General features: G+C 53.1%; 16 protein-coding genes. 13 read left to right on the plus strand and 3 right to left on the minus strand.

Annotation, left to right across the window (positions count from 1 at the left end; all coding sequences use genetic code 11):
* Window positions 1–142 precede the first annotated feature (142 nt).
* The gene (locus tag HG15A2_RS25230) at window positions 143–400 is read right to left on the minus strand and encodes a type II secretion system protein (RefSeq protein WP_391483906.1); all 258 of its coding nucleotides are present in this window, start codon (window positions 398–400) and stop codon (window positions 143–145) included.
* Window positions 401–1111: 711 nt separating this feature from the next.
* Between HG15A2_RS25230 and HG15A2_RS20360 the strand changes: the two genes are divergently transcribed.
* The 3 genes from HG15A2_RS20360 (at window position 1112) to HG15A2_RS20370 (ending at window position 4441) form a co-directional block, all read left to right on the plus strand.
* Window positions 1112–2026 (plus strand): PEP-CTERM sorting domain-containing protein, encoded by a 915-nt coding sequence (locus HG15A2_RS20360; protein ID WP_145062780.1) that lies wholly within the window; start codon window positions 1112–1114, stop codon window positions 2024–2026.
* Between the two features lie 362 nt (window positions 2027–2388).
* Window positions 2389–2916: a sigma-70 family RNA polymerase sigma factor gene (locus tag HG15A2_RS20365; RefSeq protein ID WP_145062783.1), complete on the plus strand. Its 528-nt coding sequence runs from the start codon at window positions 2389–2391 to the stop codon at window positions 2914–2916.
* Window positions 2917–3004: 88 nt separating this feature from the next.
* A complete protein-coding gene (locus HG15A2_RS20370; protein ID WP_145062785.1) occupies window positions 3005–4441 on the plus strand; it encodes a FecR family protein in 1437 nt (478 codons plus the stop codon).
* Window positions 4442–4604: 163 nt separating this feature from the next.
* On the opposite strand, the gene HG15A2_RS20375 is transcribed toward HG15A2_RS20370, so the two are convergent.
* Window positions 4605–5708 (minus strand): family 16 glycoside hydrolase, encoded by a 1104-nt coding sequence (locus tag HG15A2_RS20375; protein ID WP_145062788.1) that lies wholly within the window; start codon window positions 5706–5708, stop codon window positions 4605–4607.
* A gap of 280 nt (window positions 5709–5988) precedes the next feature.
* Here HG15A2_RS20375 and HG15A2_RS20380 point away from each other — a divergent pair, with 280 nt between their 5' ends.
* From HG15A2_RS20380 to HG15A2_RS20405, 5 genes are all read left to right on the plus strand, one after another.
* A complete protein-coding gene (locus tag HG15A2_RS20380; RefSeq protein ID WP_145062791.1) occupies window positions 5989–8511 on the plus strand; it encodes a glycoside hydrolase family 95 protein in 2523 nt (840 codons plus the stop codon).
* Window positions 8512–8719: 208 nt separating this feature from the next.
* Window positions 8720–9727 (plus strand): DUF1559 domain-containing protein, encoded by a 1008-nt coding sequence (locus HG15A2_RS20385; protein WP_218932141.1) that lies wholly within the window; start codon window positions 8720–8722, stop codon window positions 9725–9727.
* Window positions 9728–9781: 54 nt separating this feature from the next.
* On the plus strand, window positions 9782–10213 hold the full coding sequence (locus tag HG15A2_RS20390) for a hypothetical protein (protein ID WP_145062793.1): 432 nt from the start codon (window positions 9782–9784) through the stop codon (window positions 10211–10213).
* Between the two features lie 471 nt (window positions 10214–10684).
* Window positions 10685–12145 (plus strand): sulfatase, encoded by a 1461-nt coding sequence (locus HG15A2_RS20400; protein WP_145062796.1) that lies wholly within the window; start codon window positions 10685–10687, stop codon window positions 12143–12145.
* 53 nt (window positions 12146–12198) lie between these two features.
* Complete coding sequence (locus tag HG15A2_RS20405; protein WP_145062800.1) at window positions 12199–12957, plus strand: SGNH/GDSL hydrolase family protein; 759 nt, start codon at window positions 12199–12201, stop codon at window positions 12955–12957.
* Between the two features lie 172 nt (window positions 12958–13129).
* Here HG15A2_RS20405 and HG15A2_RS20410 read toward each other — a convergent pair whose 3' ends face one another.
* Entirely contained in the window at window positions 13130–13384 is a 255-nt protein-coding gene (locus HG15A2_RS20410; protein ID WP_246117810.1) for a sodium:solute symporter family transporter, read from the minus strand.
* Between the two features lie 313 nt (window positions 13385–13697).
* Here HG15A2_RS20410 and HG15A2_RS24895 point away from each other — a divergent pair, with 313 nt between their 5' ends.
* The 5 genes from HG15A2_RS24895 to HG15A2_RS20435 all read left to right on the plus strand — a co-directional run bounded on the left by HG15A2_RS24895 (window position 13698) and on the right by HG15A2_RS20435 (window position 20130).
* Window positions 13698–13943 (plus strand): type II secretion system protein, encoded by a 246-nt coding sequence (locus HG15A2_RS24895; protein ID WP_145062803.1) that lies wholly within the window; start codon window positions 13698–13700, stop codon window positions 13941–13943.
* Window position 13944: 1 nt separating this feature from the next.
* Window positions 13945–14676 carry a DUF1559 family PulG-like putative transporter gene (locus HG15A2_RS20420; RefSeq protein WP_145062805.1) on the plus strand — a complete coding sequence of 244 codons (732 nt, stop codon included), beginning with the start codon at window positions 13945–13947 and terminating at the stop codon, window positions 14674–14676.
* Window positions 14677–15711: 1035 nt separating this feature from the next.
* Window positions 15712–16539, plus strand: a complete 828-nt coding sequence (locus HG15A2_RS20425; RefSeq protein WP_218932142.1) for a hypothetical protein — start codon at window positions 15712–15714, stop codon at window positions 16537–16539.
* 424 nt (window positions 16540–16963) lie between these two features.
* Window positions 16964–18514 (plus strand): sulfatase family protein, encoded by a 1551-nt coding sequence (locus tag HG15A2_RS20430; RefSeq protein ID WP_145062811.1) that lies wholly within the window; start codon window positions 16964–16966, stop codon window positions 18512–18514.
* Window positions 18511–20130, plus strand: coding sequence for an alpha-L-fucosidase (locus tag HG15A2_RS20435; RefSeq protein WP_145062814.1), 1620 nt, complete (start codon window positions 18511–18513; stop codon window positions 20128–20130). The genes HG15A2_RS20430 and HG15A2_RS20435 overlap by 4 nt, the downstream gene beginning before the upstream one ends.
* Window positions 20131–20163: the final 33 nt, after the last annotated feature.

Consider the following 20163-nt stretch of genomic DNA (forward strand, 5'->3'; position numbering starts at 1 on the left):
CCAGCGGAGACGAAATTACGAAGAATAGTTGAAGAAACCCCAGATTTCTTGCCCGACGATGGTTCCTGCTTCCGGATTGCAAGAAAGACGTCCTGAAATCGAGCGTTTCCACGGAGAGCCCGCAGAAACATGGAGATAGAGATCAAGCAGAAGTGGGCATGTCATGTATGCAGACATGCGTCGAAGGGGGAGAAGCCGCATGCAGCAAGCCTACTAGCGCACCGATGATGGCAATCACCACCAGCAGTTCCACGAGAGTAAAGCCACGGCCGCTTTTTTCATCTAGAGCATTCCTTCTCGCATAGACAAACAAGCCAAGAAAAAAACTACGACATGAGTGGATCTGACATGCCCCCAAAACCCACTGACTACATGGTAGTCCTATGCCAAGTAGTGACATTTATTCCGTAAGCTCGAGACGAATTTCGAAGAAAAGCTGATAGAAATGCCGGGATTCTCGCAGAACAACTGACCCAGCTGGCCTGCTTCTTCGAGCTTTGCCGGGGCGCGAGCGCGTTGGGAGGTCGAGTCGGCTAGGGTGCCATTCCGTTTCGCTCGAATTCGAAGCGCCCAAATTCGAAACGGATTGGCGTGTTCCGTAAAGCCATTCAGCACAACGGTTTAAAAACCTATGGCCGGGCAAGGAACAGGCCGGCTGAAGTCGTTCCGACCACGGGGATTGCCCCACGGATGACCCGAAGTACCGTTTTTTTTGAGAAGTTTGGCTTTTGTTTCGTAATCCGCGTTCTTTGTTGCGGATATTCAGTACACGCCGCGGCCGACGGCGTGGGTGGGTTGCTCTTCAATAGTTGTTTCCATGGGAGGTTCTAAACTATTTTTATTGGTGCAATTCTCGTGCAGTTAACGACGTCCGCAGTTAGGCTGGACATTGCCACTGCCATCGACTCATCTGCAGTTAGCGCTGCGGTTAACTTTTCCAGGCAATAATCGGCCTACTTTTTTTTCGCGACCGGGAGTGGCCCGGCTCGCAAGACGACCCTTGGCATGTTTTTGCCTGCCCCTATTTCGGCTCTTTTTTGTTGTTTCCGCTACTTCTCTGGGGGGGCGGAACGGTACTTTTTTGTTCCTGTTTTAGAAAGTGAAGCGACTCATGAAAGTTAGAAAAAACGTGTCCATCGCGTGTGCAGTGGCCTTGTCGGCCGTCTTCTGCTGCAACGCAGCCCTTGCCTATGGGCCGATCGCCCTCAACCCTACTTGGGAAGAATGGGACCCAGCTAATCTTGGCACCGGCGTCCAGACGCTTTCCGGCGAGTCCGCGACTGGCTACACCACATCCATTAGTGGCACCGTGGGAGAAACCGGTGAGATTCCGCAAGCTTACCAGACTTTTTCTCCGTTAAATTTATCGCGAGTTGGCGATAAAGTCGAATTCTCTTTTGACATCCAGTTCAACGCTGAATTAGGTGCTATTAATCTAGATACTGACTTTCGCGCTGGCATCAGTTCCACCGCGAACAACTCGGGCGCTGTGTTCGGGTATGATGCGGGAGGTTCTGCCGGTGGAAGTTCGGTTCGCCTGCGTTACGACTCCAATGGTATCACTTTCAACGGCGACAACGGTGGCGCCTTTGACGTAAATAATATTAACCATTCCCTGAATGCCAGTGGCACGATCAATGGTGGGGGCGGCACACCGGCTGGCGATGTGCTCGGTGAGAGTACGACGGAAACCCACTCTTTCGTATTGTCGCTCGAACGCGTAGCGGGTGGACTCGTGGGGTCCTCCTCATGGACCTCCGACGCTCCTGGCGCTGTGCCAGTCGTCAACGCCTATCCTAGTCCCTACGACGATTCCTTTGGGACGAATTTGCCAACGGGCTGGACCAATACCATCGACATGATCCAGATCTCGCTCTTGGAAGAGAACGTCACCACTTCCTATCCTGCTAGCTTTACGATCTCCAACGTCGTTGTGTCGGGTACGCCCGTGCCTGAGCCGAGCTCGCTTCTGTTGCTAGTCGGGTCGATCGCTTGTGCAACCGTTGGCAGTCGACGTGCACGCTAGTCTGAAATCGCTGATTTAATTGTCAGCAATGTAAATCGAGAGGGGGGGAGAATGGAGCCGGCTTGGCCACTTCAGCTCCCCCCCTTTTTTTGCGTAGAGCAGAGTCTTTTTAGAAGGTTATGTAGACATTGCCGTGGTATAAGGTCATTCTGGGACTCCGATACTCCGTGGTCAAGAAACTATAGCCAAGTAACGACGCCCAACTTAAGAGACCATTTGGGGCGAGTCACGGGGAAATCGCCCAAGAGTGAAACTTTTCTCAAGAAGCTCTCGTAATTTTCCCATCGACATGCGGAGAGTAAGTGTGGAAGGGTATAGGTATAGTCAGGCGGGTGGCGAGCCAAACTTACCCAGGATAGGAAATGGCTAACGTTTTAGATGACGGGCAGTTTGTTGAGCGGCTAACCTCCAGCCAAGCCAGGCTGAGGGTCTATGCCGTTTCTCTGGTGCGCGATCCGCACGATGCAGATGACTTGCTCCAAAACGCCTGCCTGACACTTTGGGAAAAGCGACAGCAGTACGACAGCGACCGCGAGTTCTTTCCCTGGGCCTGTGGCATCGTTCTGATCGAGATCCTGCGACATCGGCGGAAAAAAGCAACCGATAAGTTGCTCTTCGACGAAGCCTTGATCACCACTCTTGCGGCGGACTACGTTGCCAAATCCACGGAATATGAATCCCGCTACGAATGTTTGCACAAGTGCATCGCCAAGCTGAGCGACCATGATCGCAGGCTCTTGGAGGAGCACTACCGAAAGGGCACCAAACCCAAGAAGATTTCCCAGCAACGTGGTTTGCCAGTCACGACTGTCTACAGTAGGTTGACAAGAATTCGTGAGCTGTTGCACGCGTGTATCGAGGCTGGGCTCGTTCAACAATCACATCCCTAGTAGATACGTCCGAGGAAGTCACATTCCAACAGCAACCATTTCGGATAATGGGAGCCTTTGAAGCCTTTCAGGCAATTAGAAAAAACAAATGGATGACACCAAACTACGTCTGAAAATTTACCGTTGGCTCGACGGAGTGATCGAGCCGCAGGAAAACTCGGAATTGCAAGCAATTCTGGCAAGCGATGCCCATGCGCGCGATGTCTTTCTGAAGTGCGTGGGCCTTCATGCCGAACTTTGCAACTCCGCTACTGCTCAGAATTACCTCGAATCGATTCAGGGCTTAGCTTCCGTCCCACCGGATCCGAGTTTGTCTACACGTCGCGAAGAGAACGGAGCGTCTCGAATCTGGAGATACCTGGCGCTCGCAGCCACTGTTGTTATCGCCGTCGGTCTTTGGCGAGTAACCGCTACTTCGGAATTGCAAACTGCCGTAGTCGTCACGGACTCGGAGATTCTTGACACGATCAAACCTCTCTCCACTGATTGCGTTTGGTACGTCGAACAATCAGGTCAAGCAGATAAAACGGTACAAGAGCAAGCCAATTCCTTTTTGGCGGGAGATGTCATTCGATTGAGCAAAGGAAGGCTCGAATTACAATACACCCACGGCACCTCCGTGGTGTTGCATGCGCCCGCCGCTTACCAATTAATAACGGACATGAAATCGAGGGTTCTTCTCGGGCGTTTGACCGCTACCGTGCCTACCGAGGGTATCGGTTTCTCTGTGCTGACTCCGCGTGCCACGGTCATCGATTTGGGAACGGAGTTTGGTGTCGAAGTCAATGACGATGGTGCGACCGATGTCGTAGTATTCAATGGCGAAGTAGATGTTGATTACAACGACCACACTAACAATCATAGTGCTCAACGTCTCCGCATGGGCGAAGCGGTACGCCTCGATGCAGTCGGTACAGCAAGCCGCATTGCACAAATCGATGGGCAACTCTACTCGAAAAACAACCTGCAACCGCCAACGCGGCCGGCAGTGATATCAGGGGTCTTCGACAATATTGCGCGCGATTCTACGGTGTTGAATTACTATGAGATTGTTGCTCAGGGTATGCAAGAAGATGCACCTGCATTTGTTGATCGCCTAGCGCACCAGTGGAATGGAATCGATTCCAGCGGCATGCCGCCTTACCTAGTGGGTGCTGATTATGTGAAAACATTCAATAGCGATAAATTCCACAGAAACATTGGTATCAGCGTAGTTCTGTCCGCACCTTGCGACCTGTACATCTTGTTTGACGATCGACTTCCGACACCTGCCTGGCTGCAGAAGGAGTTTCAAGATACGGGAGATAATATAGGCATGGACACGGGCCCCTTTCATTCGCCAGCAACTGGCTGGCAGAACATGGACTCTGCGGGGGTTGGTCCCGGCGAGAGTGTCGAGGATACACTTTCCGTGTGGGTAAAAAAGGTTTCGGAGCCTAGTACCATATTGCTTGGATCCACGGTGACCCCTCAGTCGCATTCTAATATGTATGGCATTGTGGCGGTTCCATTGACATCCCCTTAGGTGATCCCTTCCGCAGTGTGATCCCTTCCGCCTAGCATGCCCGCGATCTTGCCCGGAAAAAAACCCTGCTTGATAATCGAGGTTCACGATCTGGAGTTATAGCCCTCGAACCCAATGGCCGTTGGCGGTAGGAATCGACTTACTGACGGGCGGCGGATTCAAATTATTCTGAATCAATCCTCGAGATTCGCTCGGCCTTGTCCGTCCGGTCCCCTAGGTGAAACTCAAGACTGTTCACTTGCTCGGACGGAAACAGAAGATGTCCGGCCGTCCATCTGAAAAAGAACTTACCCTCTGAAGCGGGAACCAACTCTAAGGGTTGACGACCTTGAATTTGAAGCCACAAGACGTTGCCGATGCGCTCGACTTTCATGGGGGGATCGTCGTCGAACTGAAAGGTTCCTACAAATTTGTCTAGCTTCTCTGGTGGCAGCGAAACGTACGGGCGTGTCGCCTCACTAGCCGGCCCTGGTTTATCTGCTTCAGGAAGCTCGCGCAGCCAAATGTTGCGATAACGAACGGGGTTGCCATGGTCCTGCAGCGCCAGGGGCAAGCGATCGGCATGTGATTCATAGGGGTGGTTTTGCAGCCACGAAGTAGGACCCCACAATTCCCGATCATCGTGAACCACGATCCCGTTGTGTATCACTGTGATACGAGCGGGTGAGAGTAAATTCCCTGCATGATCGAAGCGAGGCCTGCGGAACACGATGTCGTAAGACTGCCATTCCCCTGGTGGCAAGCAGGCATTCACCAGTGGTGGATACTGCCCGTAAATGGCCGCTGCTTGCCCATCTGGGTAGGTCTTATTTTCGAATGAATCGAGGACCTGGAGTTCGTATTTGCCCATGAGGAATACACCGCTGTTTCCTCGTTGCTGACCTGTGCCAAAGGGTGTAGCAGGCGCTGCCCACTCGACATGCAACTGAACATCGCCGAAGCCATCGGCAGAAACCAACTTCCCACTATCGGGCACCGATTCCATATAGCCATCGCGCACCACCCAGCGAGCTGCGGTGCCCTCCACCGATCGCCAATTCTTCAAGTCGGTACCGTCAAAAAGCACTAGGGCATCTGAAGGTGGCGGAACCGGAAGCGCTTGGCGGGCCGGTTTCACAATCGGAGGTTGCGGACGATTGATATCATGAATCAGCCAGCCAGAGGGTGTTTGTGCATTTGCGACAGCTTGCCCCACAGCAAGGAATAAAAGCCACAAGACACTACCACTGCGCAAGGATTTCTTTGCGTGACAATCTGGAATCTGCATAGGAAGAATCGCCTGAGGTAAGGCCGCAGAAGCATCTCCAACGGCGGGTAGACATTGCTCAATGAACGATGACAATGCACAACAATATAGTACACACCGAGAGCACTTTGTGATAACCCATGACTTTGGGACTGCAACTGGAGTTTGCTAGCGATCGCAACGAAACTACAGCGTGAAGCTTCTCAATCGGCTGAGAGCAGTGAGTGCCAATATGCCCCGCCGGTAAGCAACTAGGATAAGACGATATGAAACTCAGCAGATCAACAGAACATTTGAAGTCATGAGCATGAAGAGATGTATTGCCGTACTCGGGGTGTTGCTGGCGACGGCAACAATTTCCGCTGCCGATCAGCGCTATGTGCTGCAGTACGATTCGCCGGGCAATGACAATTTGTTGGTGGAGCGGAAAGAGAAGACCAAGAGTCTTGGTTACATCCAGACGGCGCTACCAATGGGAAATGGCCGATTGGGTGCGATGTTCTCCGGCGGAATCGACCAGGAACATCTGCTGATCAATGAGATCACGTTATGGATGAACGCTAAGCGAGGACTCGACGAAGTGGCGCAGTCTGGCACTCGCAAAGGCGCTTTTCGGCATTTGGAACTCGTGCGGCAGGCCTATCGTGAGGGGAAGTACGGCACCAAGCGAGGCAGCATGGAGAGCCTCTCAACGAAGTTCTTAAGCAGCACTCAACCGCTTGGGAATTATGCGCCATTTGCTGACCTGCTGATTTTCACCGGTCACGATCCCGCATCAGTCAGCAACTATCGCCGCTCGCTGGATTCGCGGACAGGACTGGGCAGTGTCAGTTATCGGATCGGCGAAGGACGGTTTACACGCGAATACTTCTGCAGCCATCCGAACGATGTGGTCGTGGTGCGCTACACAGCCGAGAGGGCGAAGCTGAACCTAACGATTCAGGCGACCACCAAGCATCACGCAACGCTACTGAAGGCGGAAAGCGACCGAATCGTCCTGACTGGAGAAGTCTCGATGGTTCAGGATTCGGTTGAATTCATGCAAGTGGTCCAGGTGAATGCTGTTGACGGAGAACTGATCTCAAGGCCGGACGGTTCGATTCTGGTAAGGGACGCAAGCGATGTGCAGATCATTCTGACGGGCTATTCCGACTACCTGCCTGTGTATCCGTCGTTCAAAGGACGAGATTACCAAGCAGATTGCGAAAGGACGATCACAGCGGCGGGCACCCTTGGATTCGATTCCCTCAGAAAGGCGCATGTGGACGATATATCCGCCCTGATGAAACGCTGCCGGTTGGAACTGGATTTTCGGCCTTCTGGACTAACCACCGATAAGCTGGTGGCGGACGGCGGAAGTGTGGAATTGGAAAACCTCTATTTCAACTACGCTCGCTACCTGCAGCTGAGCTGTTCGCGCAATGCACCCGTTCCCTCGAACCTGCAGGGGCTCTGGAACGCGGACCTGAAACCCCCGTGGAATTGCGACTACCACAACGACATCAACGTGCAGATGAACTACTGGATGGTCGAGACTGCGAACTTGCCGGGATCGTTCAAGCCCTTTGTGGAATGGACTAAGGTCCTGGCTGAATCCGGTTCCCATACCGCTCGTGAGACTTACGGCATCGAAAAGGGTTGGTGTATCGGCGTCAATGGCAATGTCTATGGCTTTAGCGCCCCGAATGAACATGGCCGCCGCATGCAGCAGTCTGCTCATTGGATCGCTCAGCATCTGTTCGAGCATTATGCCTTCAGCAGGGACGAGGCGTACCTGGAGGAGATCTATCCCATCCTCAAAGGCGCGGCGGAGTTCTTCGTGGAGTTCCTCGCACCGTGGAAGGACGGAACCCTTGTCGTCTATCCCACTTGGTCGCCAGAGAACGTTTATCTGCCAAAGCAGCATGGCAAACTGAACAAGCAGACCTATGGCGCGTCGTGGGATCAACAGCTTGTTCTGAATCTCTTTACCGACTGCATCGAAGCCTCCACTATACTGGACCGCGATGAGGCCTTCCGCAAAACCCTGCAGAACATGATCCCCAAGCTTTGTCCCCAGAAAATCGGACAGCACGGCCAGCTTCAGGAATGGCCAGAGGATTGGGACCGTCCGACGGATAAACATCGCCATATTTCACACCTTATTGCCCTGCATCCGGGCAGGGACATTTCGCCGTTGACGACGAAGGAACTGGCACAGGCTGCGTTGGTGACCATGAAGCACCGAGGCGATGAATCCACAGGCTGGAGTTCCGGTTGGAAGACCTGTTTCTGGGCTCGACTGCACAACGGAGACAAGGCGCATCAAATCTACCGTTTCCTCACCGCGAAGCGGGCCTATCCGAATCTGTTCGATTTCCACCCCCCGTTCCAAATTGACGGCAACTTCGGCGGCGCGGCGGGCGTTTGCGAAATGCTACTGCAAAGCCATCTGCGCAGTGTCGATGCGCATGCCCAAACGATCGAAGAGGCCGCACTTGTTGCCTATGAGATCGATCCGAAATCCCCGAATTGTTTTGTCCCTGTTGTGCAGGATGAGAGCGTGGCTCAGGCTCCCTACATCTTGCAGCTACTACCGGCGCTGCCCTCGGCTTGGCCAAGTGGCCGTGTCCGCGGGCTTCGAGCGCGGGGCGGGTTTGAGGTGGATATAACGTGGAAAGATGGCCAGCTGGTAGCAGCGACCATCCGCTCTAAGCAGGGAGGCGACTTTCGCCTTCATTGGGAGGGCACGCTTAGCGACACGATCAATTTGCCAAAGGGCCAATCGTTTTCATTGCCCGAGGAGGCTCGACTCCGTTCAACCCAAGTGGGAAATCCCGGGTGATGCTAATCATGGAGTCCTGAGGGCAGTATCGCGTACCCTCGGGGATTCTTCACACGCGTCGGCTTTTTTTGTGATTTCTGTAGATTAATTGGTAATCCGAGCAGGACCCTGCGGAGTATCAGTACCGGTGTATTTGTGTGCACTGCGTATTCGACAATTCTCCAACAGTATCAAGTTGCAGGTAGGCACTCATCTCATGCCATATTCAATGCAATCATCCCCTCGTGCCATACGAGTGAAGATTGGCGGTTTTACGCTCGTCGAATTGCTAATAGTGATTGCCATCATTGGCGTGCTCGTTGGGCTCTTGCTGCCCGCAGTACAAGCGGCCCGCGAATCCGCACGAAGGGCCCAGTGCATCAACAACCAGCAGCAGTTCGTGCTGTCGATGCACAACTATGAGTCAAGCCATGGAAAGTTCCCGAAGGGAATCGATGGGGAAGACTCGCTTGGACTCAATGCAACAGCACAGGTCTTCCTACTTCCGTTCATTGAGCAGGTTTCGCTCCAGGATGGTTGGAATTTCAAAGCGAAGGCAGACGCAAACATCGCGATTACCAGTATAAGACTTCCTACACTTTCCTGTCCTTCAGATGATGCTGCTGGAAGGCTCGTTGCGACAACCAACGCATCTAGACTTTTCTCCCGCTCAAATTATGTAACCTGTTTTGGCAGCAACACGATGCTTGCTGATCAAGCGGGGGAACAGATTTGGATGGATCACGATGGAAGCCAAGTTGACTGGACCACCGATGGCACTTATGGCGTGGATAGCGACACCACTTTTGCAAGAATGGAAGATGGGAGTTCTAATGTCATCGTCGCCAGTGAAGTCTTAAGTGGTAGGGATGACGATGGTACCGATGCAGGAAATTGTGACTCCAAATACTGTGTCGATGTTCGAGGAGTTTGGTCTTTATTCCTGCCGGGGGCATCGTGGTACACGCATTTCAACACGCCCAATGGAGCTGCAGACGCGGGGCCAGTGGGGGGAGCGGGCCGTAGCTGGGCTGTGAATGAAATGAACCCGTGGATGCCAGTGATATCTGGTGGACAGTATCATGAGTATCACGCCAGTGCTCGCAGCGCCCATCCAGGCGGGGTGCTGGCTGCCTATGGAGACGGTCACGTCGGTTTTATTCCGGACGAAATCGATGTTGTCGTGTGGAGAAGTCTTGCCGCGATCGATGACGGCAATACCGCAACGTTTGAATAGTGAATGGAGGTTGGCTAATTTCTTACGTATAGCAAGTTTTAGCCATTTGGTACCATGATGAAATCAGATTTTTCGAGCCGCGTCTTTTTGGCGGCTTTACTTGCTGCTTCCACTATGCTGACAGGGTGCAGCGAACCTAGTCGTCTTTCAGTCAATGGCGAAGTCAGTATTGATGGAGTACCTGTTGAGCATGGGTACGTGCAATTCACCCCCCTGACTGGGACCAGTGGACCCACCTCCGGTGCAGATATCAAGAAGGGCGCTTATCAAGTCGCTTCAGTTAGAGGGCTTGTGCAAGGCCGTTATCGCGTAGAGATTCAGTCTTGGAAACGTTCCGGCAAAGTGTCTGTGGACCCCGTCACTGGTGAAAATTTTCAAGGAGGAAACTTAGTGCAACTCTTACCAGCCAAATACAATAAGGAGTCTGAGCTGACCATGGATATTGAATCCGGGAATCGGACTTTCGATTTTCATCTCAAGCCGTGATTCGCGCCTTTCGGACTTCAAAGCCCCGGGGTGATTGATGAAATAAGGCTTGTCAACTGCATTGATGTAGTCTTCGACTCGTGAATGCCCTAAGGCAACATCGGTGAATGCTCCGTCGCGATCAGGAACGATGATCGATGCACTAGTAGCGCCGTAGTTAGTGATCTCTACCTTCCTCCCAGACGCACTTTCGAGCGTATAGAGCCGAATGCTGTCGAAGGCTTTGACCGCAATTTCTCCCGCCTGCGCACTCAACGTCACACAAAGGCCAACATTACTGTAACAATCCAGGTTGGTTGCATTTTGAAACTTCTGAAATAGAGTGTTATTGCATCGAGTGTCGAAAATCCACTACTTGTCTGGCCACGCGCCTACGGTCAGGATAACTTCTAGTAAGCCTGTGCGGGAGGCTCACGCGTGACAGATGCCCGATTAGAGTCCAACCCATCAAGACAAGTCCGATATTCAGCTATGATCTTAAGAAAATGCTTACTTTCGATTCTTATTCTTGCTACTGTTTCTCAGCTTGCCCGTTTTGCTCAGGCAGAAAGTGAGCGCCTGCCGAATTTTCTTGTCATTGTCGTCGACGACTTAGGCTACATGGACATCGGAGCTAACAACCCCAATTGTTTCTACGACACGCCCAACATCGATGGGTTGGCAAGTTCAGGCATGCGGTTCACCGATGGCTATGCCACTAATCCCGTCTGCTCGCCGACGCGGTTTAGCCTTATGACAGGAAGGTACCCCACGCGCAGGCAATGCACCAATTTCTTCTCTGGCAAGAGGTCCTGCAAATATCATCCGGCGGAATTGAACGATCGCATGCCGCTGGATGAAATCACCATCGCTCAAGCCTTGCACGACAAGGGGTACGCCACTTTTTTTGCCGGCAAGTGGCACCTCGGACCAAGCAAAGAATACTTTCCTCAGAATCGAGGCTTCGATGTCAACATGGGTGGTCATCACAAGGGTGGACCCTACACAGGCAAGAAATACTTTGCCCCCTTTGAAAACCCTGAGCTAAATCCCGAGAGTCCAACAGGAGAACATCTACCTGATCGGCTGGCCAGCGAAACAGCAACATTCATCAGGGAACACAAGCAGCAGCCCTTCTTGGCGTACTTGTCCTTTTACTCGGTTCACACGCCGCTCATGGGACGAGCTGACCTAGTAGAAAAATACAATCAAAGAGCCAGTGATGTTGAAGGCAATGTCTTCGAAGCGGAGGAGCAGGTTTTCCTCACGAAAGACGTACGCAAGGTCAGGGTTATTCAGAATCATGCCGTCTACGCTGCGATGGTCGAAGCCACTGATCAAGCGATCGGCAAAGTACTGGAGCAACTAGAAGCGTCCGGCCTCACGGAAAATACAGTTGTCGTTTTCACTTCCGATCACGGCGGACTATGCACATCAGAAGGATCTCCGACAAGCAATATGCCGCTCCGTTGTGGCAAGGGATGGATCTATGAGGGTGGCATTCGGGTACCGTGGATCGTACGCTACCCTGGCGTCACACTGGGCGGCTCAGTAAGTCACGAGCCGCTCAACTCGAACGATCTGTTTCCCACGATAGCAGCAGCAGCGGAAGTAAAAGTCGAGCATGAAATCGATGGAGTGAACCTTATCCCCGCACTTTCAGGTAATGAACTGTCGGAGCGTCCCCTCTTCTGGCACTATCCTCACTACAGCAACCAAGGCGGTTTCCCGGGGGGAGCCATTCGTGAAGGTAAGTTCAAGCTGGTCGAACGCTATGAGGACGGCCGAGTGCACCTTTACAATCTTGAGGAGGATATTGGCGAACAAACCGACATCACGAGCACGAACCTCGATGTAGCCAAACACATGCGTGACCGACTGCACGAGTGGTACAAGACAGTAGATGCGAGATTCCTTAGAGAGAAGAACGGACAAACTCCCTGGAGCCCATAACTGGGGCGAGTTATGCTCTGATTCCCAAACACCCTAAACCCTGCGAGACTACCATGAGGTCATCCACAATCAATCGCCGGCAAATGCTAATGTCCTCTGCAGCTGCAGCAGGTGTAACAGCGGCTCTTCAGGCTAGTTCATCGCGTGCCCAAGTAAGTGCTGCCTCAAAACCGCACTCCAACGGAGTGATCCTCTTTCAAGGTGACTCCATCACGGATGCCGGCCGTGCGCGCAAGACTGAAGCCAACCCGAACAATGCCACAACACTCGGCAGAGGTTATCCGATGCTGATCGGGGCCGGCCTACTCGAACAGAATCCGGCTGCAAATTTACGAATCTACAACCGGGGAATTAGCGGCAACAAGGTGCCTGATCTCAGCAGCCGCTGGAAAAACGATTGCCTGGATCTAAAACCGACTATCCTTAGCATTCTGGTTGGCGTGAATGACATCTGGCACAAATTAAACGGCAAGTACGACGGCACTGTAGAAGACTACAGCACAGGCTTTGCGGCACTTATCGAGCAAACCAAGAAGGCTCTCCCTAGGACAACGATTGTGATCTGCGAGCCGTTTGCTCTGCGGTGCGGTGCGGTGAACGACTCGTGGTTTCCAGAAATGGACCAACGCCGCGCTGCGGCTAAAGACGTAGCCACTAGCGCAGGGACAGTCTGGATCCCATTCCAAACTATGTTCGACACCGCCATCGCGGCGGGAACGAAGCCGAACTACTGGGCCGGCGATGGTGTCCATCCCACGCTGGCTGGGCATGGACTCATGGCAAGAACTTGGCGTGAAGTCGTTGGGCTGTAGTACGACACAAGTGCCCAGCCAATTGAGCTCGATTTTGCATAAACAACGAAACGACAACTAACGTCAAGAAACCCAACGGTAGCGTTCAGATTCCCGTCTGACTGAATGGCGTGAGAGCTTTGTTTCCATCGATTCCGTAGACTGCGGTGTAAGTATCGACACTGAGCAAGGCTCAAGCTAGTGGACTCGTCATGCCTACGGTGATCGCAGCGATGATGCCAGCCTTGGTAGTGCCTTTCCAGAACAGCAGCATGACCAGCGATGGTAAATTGGCCGACCCAGCCACACTAAACGCCCACCCGACTAAGTAGCCGACATTCAGCTTCTGAAATTTCGTACCCGAAATAATCGCGACGACGCCGTCTGCCACAGAGGCAATCTTGGCGATACGCACTTGTTCCACGACGGTCATGTTTCGACTGAACAACTCTTATAATGTCGGCATTTTCGTAGATTCATTGGTAATCTGAGCTTGCGGGTGCGGAGTACTTGCGGGCCGGTGTTTGGCGAATCCTGTAATAGCGTAGAATTAAATAGGACAATATTGGCTGCAACCGACTAAAGCTGAATGGCCGTGTTGGGTGCCGTTAGCGTGAACTTGATGAAATCAAAATTCGCGGTTCGTCCCAACTTATCATCAATTCTTCTCTTCTCCCCCAGTTTGTAAGTTCGACCATGCTGGTATCACCCCGTCGAAAACGGAACACTAGTCGTAGCGGAAACGCCGCTTTTTTACACTCGTGGAACTGCTGGTCGTCATCGCCATTATCGGTGTGTTAGTCGGCTTACTCTTGCCGGCGGTGCAGGCGGCGCGCGAAGCAGCTCGACGGATGCAGCGCGTCAATAATCTGAGACAGATTGGCATTGGCCTGCTGAACCACGAGAGCACCCACGGACTCTTTCCTGCCGGTTGGCAGGGCTGCAATAGTACGGCCCCCGGGCTGGCAGAATTTTGCCCGAAGAAGACAAGCCCTCGAGGGCTATGACATGACGGTTGCCGGCGCAAGCCTATTCGTTCACATCCTTCCCTTCATCGAACAACAGTCGCTCTTCGACCAGCTGGCACCGGATGAAGTCGCGCTGTGGGCTAACAACAACACTTGGGCTGACAGCGAGCCTGCGGTTCAGATTGCAGTTGGCACCCGGCCAGACGCATACGCCTGCCCTAGCAATGGTGAGCTGCAGCTTGTTTCGGAGCAACTCCACGGCGTTTCTTTTTCCCCAGCGACGGGTAGCTACGCGGGCTCAATGGGTTCCTGTGGACCAAGCTTCACTTGCAACGATATCAATGATGCACAGCAGGATCCTGCGCTAAGAATTAATGCCAAGTACAGTAACAATGGGATGTTCTTCTACTCCACACAGCTTCGCCTATCTCAGGTGACCGACGGAACGAGCAATACTATTTTTGTAGGCGAGACTATCGACGGTCACTTCAGCAAGCAATCGAACATTTGGACCAATGGCAACCGCGGGCAGTCGAGCATGCGCTCAAGCGCTACTCCACTTAACTTCCCAATGGGCCTCGACAGTGGTACGGGGCTACTCATCGGTATGGGCGGTGCCGAAGCATCCAACGGTCGTTTTTCCAGTACGCATCCAGGTGGTGCTAACTTTACCTACGCCGATGGGCATGTCGGGTTCATCACGGAGAATATCGACCACGTAACGTATCAGCAGGCCTCGACGCGCGATCGGGGCGAAGTGATATCGGAGTGATGTAAGCTGGAATTTGACATCTGAAATTTGGAGAGTCGGATGATAGAGGCAGGACTACAGGGGTTGAAATTATCGCTCGGGAGCAGATGGCACCGATCCCGACGCAGGGAAGGAGTGGCGTTAGCCGTAGTGCTTACTCTCGGCTTGCTTTCTGGATGTGGAGATGGCCGACCGGAGCGGGTTGCTGTATCCGGAGTCGTTCTCATTGATGGCAAGCCGCTGACGCACGGCTCGGTTCTCTTCGTTCCTGGACAGGGAAGGCCGGGCGGCGGGGGCTCTCGATGAAGCCGGCCGATTTACGCTCACTTGTTACGAACCAGGGGACGGTGTGCCGCCCGGCAAGTACCGGGTACAAGTCAGGGGCGTCGAGCCCATGGGTGAAGTGGCACAGCGCTGGCACGCACCAAAAAAATACGCCGATGCCGAGACTTCTGGACTCGAATTCGAAGTCGACTCAGCAAGGGACGACGTCAAGATCGAGCTCGATTGGGAAGTAAAAAAAAACGTTTGTAGAGAGATTCTACTAGTAAGCCTCCCGTCCCAGCGTATTGAAGAACGAAGGACGGCAGAGTCGCGGTAGCTGAGTTGCACGCTGGCAGAGAGACTGCGCGCCGAAATCAACCTAGAAGCTCCCTGACGGTTTAAACAGTACCCTGCAGAGCCTCAAACATCAGTAGCGGCGGAGTGTCTAGAACTTCACTAGGCGACACGCACCGGGGATGCGGCATTGGAATAGGTTGTAAACTACGGTTTGAGCCGTTCCCGGCTCAATATTCCAGGCTCATTTCCGATCAACCCAAACGGGGAATCCTGGCGTGCGCCAATCGTGGGTTCTTGGGAGGAACTCGTAATTTCCACGATTTGTTCCCCCCGCATCGCATTACTTTTTAACAATTCCGTAGAATTCTTCGTAATTTGATCGGAGCGATGCGGAGTAATAACGGTGACGGTGCATCGGCGAAGCTTTATCAACAGAGAACTGACCACTCACTGATCACCCTTCCATTCATATTCTATATCATTTCAATAGTGCCTGTGTTGAAGATCTCACTGCATTGTGTGCTGATTACCCTCGTGCTCGCACATACCGCTGCGTTTGGAGTGACGATCGATCCTGCTTCACCCGTTGGCGCGACGAACATCCGCGGTGGTTGGAACATCAAAGCCTGGCCGACGCGATTTAACACGATCGGTGAAGCTCAAGACCTTAATGGACATTTCGACGCAAACATCCTCCGCATCCCGATGTTTGCGACGGCACACAACGCGGACGGAAGCGTTGGCACTTCTGCCTACAGCACTGAGGTCGATGCGATTCGATCGGTCCTGGCTGTGAATCCCGACGTCGAAATTTTTTCCGGTCTCAAGCTACAAAGGGCTAATACGTTCCCTGCATGGGTGAGTGAAGGGGCTGCGCAGTGGCCCGTTGAAACCGGCGGGATTTTTGGCAACACCGTCCAACGCCACAGTCCCGATCACTACAGCACGATGGTCGCCGACTATCTGACCTTCATAAAGCGTGAAGTCATCAACACCACGCTTGGCACTCAGCCGTTTTCTACTACTCCAAGCTGCGATGGCAAGGGAGATCCTGACGACGAGCCACTCTATCAGGCGTTTGTTGAAGGCAACTCTGTCCAGTTCTGGATAGTTAATGCTGACAACACGATATTCAATCGGCCAATTGATCAAATAACGGGGCAGCTTTTGACCGATGCAGCGAGCGTCGAGACGACGTTCTACGGTGCGATCGACAATGACATCAGTCTCAATGAGATCTTCTCGCTACCGGTTACCTTCGATGCGGATGCGCAAGGCTTTTGGGTCAATGTCTTCCCTGCTCAATTGGTGGTAATCATCTGATTTGAACTTGCCGATGCGGGTGAATTTGATCGAGACGGTGACGTGGATGGACTCGATTTCCTGGCTTGGCAATGTAATTCCAATCTTGGGAGTTTGGCTGACTGGGAAGCCAATTACCGACTAGCCCTCACCATTAACGTAACGACTGTGCCGGAGCCAGGCCCCCCTCCTGCTGGCTTGTGCTGCCCTCTCTTTGGTTTGGTAGACATGGTCGCTAAGCAGGCGGTGAGCGCAACCTCAGATAGAAACGGAAAGCCCTAAGCTGTTGAAGAACGCATGACAAGGACCCTAATATATAACAACCAAACCGTATGGCTCCACTCCGCATAGCAATGGTCCCCACGAAACTGGTGGCATACTTCTCTAACAAGAAGGGCGCCATAAGTGGAGCCTGTTTTTCTGGAGTCTAGGCACAGGAAATACCATGACCAACCGCTTCGTGCATTCTGCCTTTGCAGTCGTTGCGTTCTTCAATCTCTGCAGCGTTGCCAGAAGCGATGGCAGTGCTGCTATTGGTGATGAAAGGCGTCAACCGAATATCGTCTTCATCCTGGCTGATGATCTTGGGTATGGCGATGTGCAGTGCCTCAATCCGGAGCGAGGCAAGATCACCACGCCACATATGGATCGACTGGCCTCACAGGGTATGACGTTTACCGACGCGCACACCACATCGTCGGTTTGCACACCAACTCGCTATGGCGTCTTAACCGGGCGTTACAACTGGCGAACGCATTTACAGAACGGGGTCCTCTGGGGTTACAGCACCCCACTGATCGCCAAAGACCGGCTGACCGTGGCTGGGCTGTTGCAAGAGAGTGGTTACCACACGGCCTGCATCGGCAAGTGGCACCTGGGACTCGCCATGCCGACGGCAGACGGAAAGGAAGCAAACAAGCAAGGGTCCAATGTGGATTGGAACGGGGTGATCAGCGACAGTCCGGTTCACCACGGATTCGACTACTACTATGGCATCTCTGCATCGTTGGATATGCCCCCCTACATCTATATCGAGAACGACCAGTTTGTAGGTCAGTGCACGACCAAGAAGACATTTCTTCGCAAAGGGCTGGCTCACGCCGATTTTGAAGCGGTAGATGTACTCCCCAATCTTGGAAAGAAGACCGCTGAATTTATCGCCCAGCAAACTGCTGACGTCCCCTTCTTCGTCTACGTGCCACTAACCTCACCTCACACGCCCATCGCACCCACGCAAGAATGGATCGGCAAAAGTGGGCTAGGCAAGTACGGCGACTTTGTGATGCAGACCGACGATGTGATTGGACAGATCATCCATGCTATCGACGCTACCGGACTGAGCGAGAAGACGATCGTCATTGTCACCAGCGACAATGGTTGCTCCAAGGCAGCCAAGATTTCGGAACTCGAGGCCCTGGGGCACTATCCTAGTGCGCACTTGCGTGGTTCGAAGGCGGATCTCTGGGACGGCGGACATCGCGTTCCGTTCTTTGTACGTTGGCCAAGCATCATCGAAGCGGGAAGCCAATGCGCTCAAACGATCTGTCAAACCGATCTGATGGCTACCTGTGCGGACTTGCTGGGAGCGGCATTACCCGCGGGCGCCGGCGAAGACAGTGTTAGTTTTCTGCCGGCATTGAGCGGGAAGCCTATTGTTTGCTCTCGCAACGGCGTGATTCACCATTCCATCAGCGGGCACTTTGCCTATCGTCATGGAAAATGGAAGCTACTACTAGCCAGGGGCTCGGGCGGATGGACTGCCCCCAGAGAAGCGGCGGCTGCCAAAAACGGTAGCCCGATCGCTCAGCTGTATGACATGGAGAACGACCCGGGCGAAAAAACGAATCTTTACGAGTCACATCCCAAAGTTACTGCGCGTTTGCTCAAAATGTTGGAGGACGATATTACGAACGGACGCAGCACCAACGGGCCGGCACTTAAAAACGATGTCTCGGCGATCAACTTATGGAAAAGTAGAAAGCAGAAGGAACAATGAACAAAATCACTCTGTCACTGATATGCCTGCTGGCATTTAGTCAATCTGCTTCTCCTCTTGAGACTCATGCTTTTGAGTCGAACGCCGGAGCAAAAAAGCAACCCTACGATGGTTCTTGGGAATCACTACAGAAGATGCCGGTTCCTGCTTGGTTCGATGACGGAAAGATCGGCATTTTCATCCATTGGGGACCCTACAGTGCGATCGGCTATCGCAAGGGAGGCGGCTATGCGGAGCATGTGCCGAAACTGTTTTACGCCGATCCGAAAAATTACTATCCCTACATGAAGCAGCGTTGGGGGGCGCACCCGCCTGAGTTCGGCTACAAGGATATCATTCCTGAATTCACAGCGGAGAATTGGGATCCGGATGCCTGGGCGGAGCTCTTTGAAGAGGTTGGCGCAAAATATGTTGTGCTGACCGCCGAGCATCACGACGGCTGGGCCAATTGGGATTCCGATCTTACGCCCTGGAACGCGGTGGACAAAGGACCGCATCGCGATTTGGTCGGCGACCTGGGCAAGGCCGTTCGGAAACGGGGACTTAAGTACGCGCCGTCGTATCACCGCGAGCGCCATACGGGCTTTTTTGCCATGGAGAAGTATGTGGTTCACAGCGAGCCGCGCCCCGACATTGCTGAGGAAATCAGACGTGTTCCCGAGGCGGCCATGCTCTACGGGCCTGAGTTCAGCTACAGCAAAGCGTTTGTCGATGACTATGTCGCCCGCTGGAAGGAGATCCAGGCAAAGTACCATCCCGACATGCTGTGGGTTGATGACTTTCCTATCTACACCCGCGATGGTAATCGCGTTCGTAACGGCAAGGCAAAGCCTGAGATTAAGTATTTGGACGACCAGGTCCGTGGCATGATCACCGACTTTATGAACGACGGGGCGGCACGTGGTCAGGAAGTATACTGCAACAACAAAGGTGGGAATCGAAACTGGCCCGATGGCGTGGGCTGCTTGGAAAAGGACAATCTGAAGCTCAAAGTGATCGGTCCCAAATGGCAGAGCTGCACGACCTTCGGTTCCTCTTTCGGCTATAAGAAGGGAGATCGATACAAGACGGTTGAGAGTGTAATTCACGAAATGATTGAAGTCGTGAGCCGCAACGGAAACTTTCTAATCAACATTGGGCCGAAGGGTGACGGCACGCTCGTTCCGGAGCAGGTGGAGCGTTTGCAAGCGATGGGCAATTGGCTGAAGATCAACGGCGACGCCATCTACGGTTCGCGCTACTGGAAGGTAAACAATCAGGAGAAAGGGCATCTGGCATTCACCACAAGAGAAAAGAATCTCTACGCCATCTCGCTTGAGAAGCCGGTAGTGCCTTTCACGATCGCAGCGACGAGTGGGTGGACGGCGGATCAGATCAAATCCGTCAAGCTGCTCGGAGCGGAAAGCGAAGTGAGCTGGAAGATCACTCCTGACGGTTTGCGAATCACCCCGCCATCCGACTTGGGAGCCAGTCAGCATGCTTGGGCATTTGAAATAGTAACTACTGAAGAACAGCATCATGCCAATGCGATTCAGTCGAATGCAGTGACGGCTTTGAAGGGAACGAAGAAGGTGGATCTGGAGGGGAATGTCGTTGGAAAGCCAAAGAAGAAATAGTGGACGGTCCGTAAACTTGTTCAGCGTCTGGAA

This window comes from Adhaeretor mobilis, assembly GCF_007741515.1.
Taxonomy (GTDB): Bacteria; Planctomycetota; Planctomycetia; order Pirellulales; family Lacipirellulaceae; genus Adhaeretor; species Adhaeretor mobilis.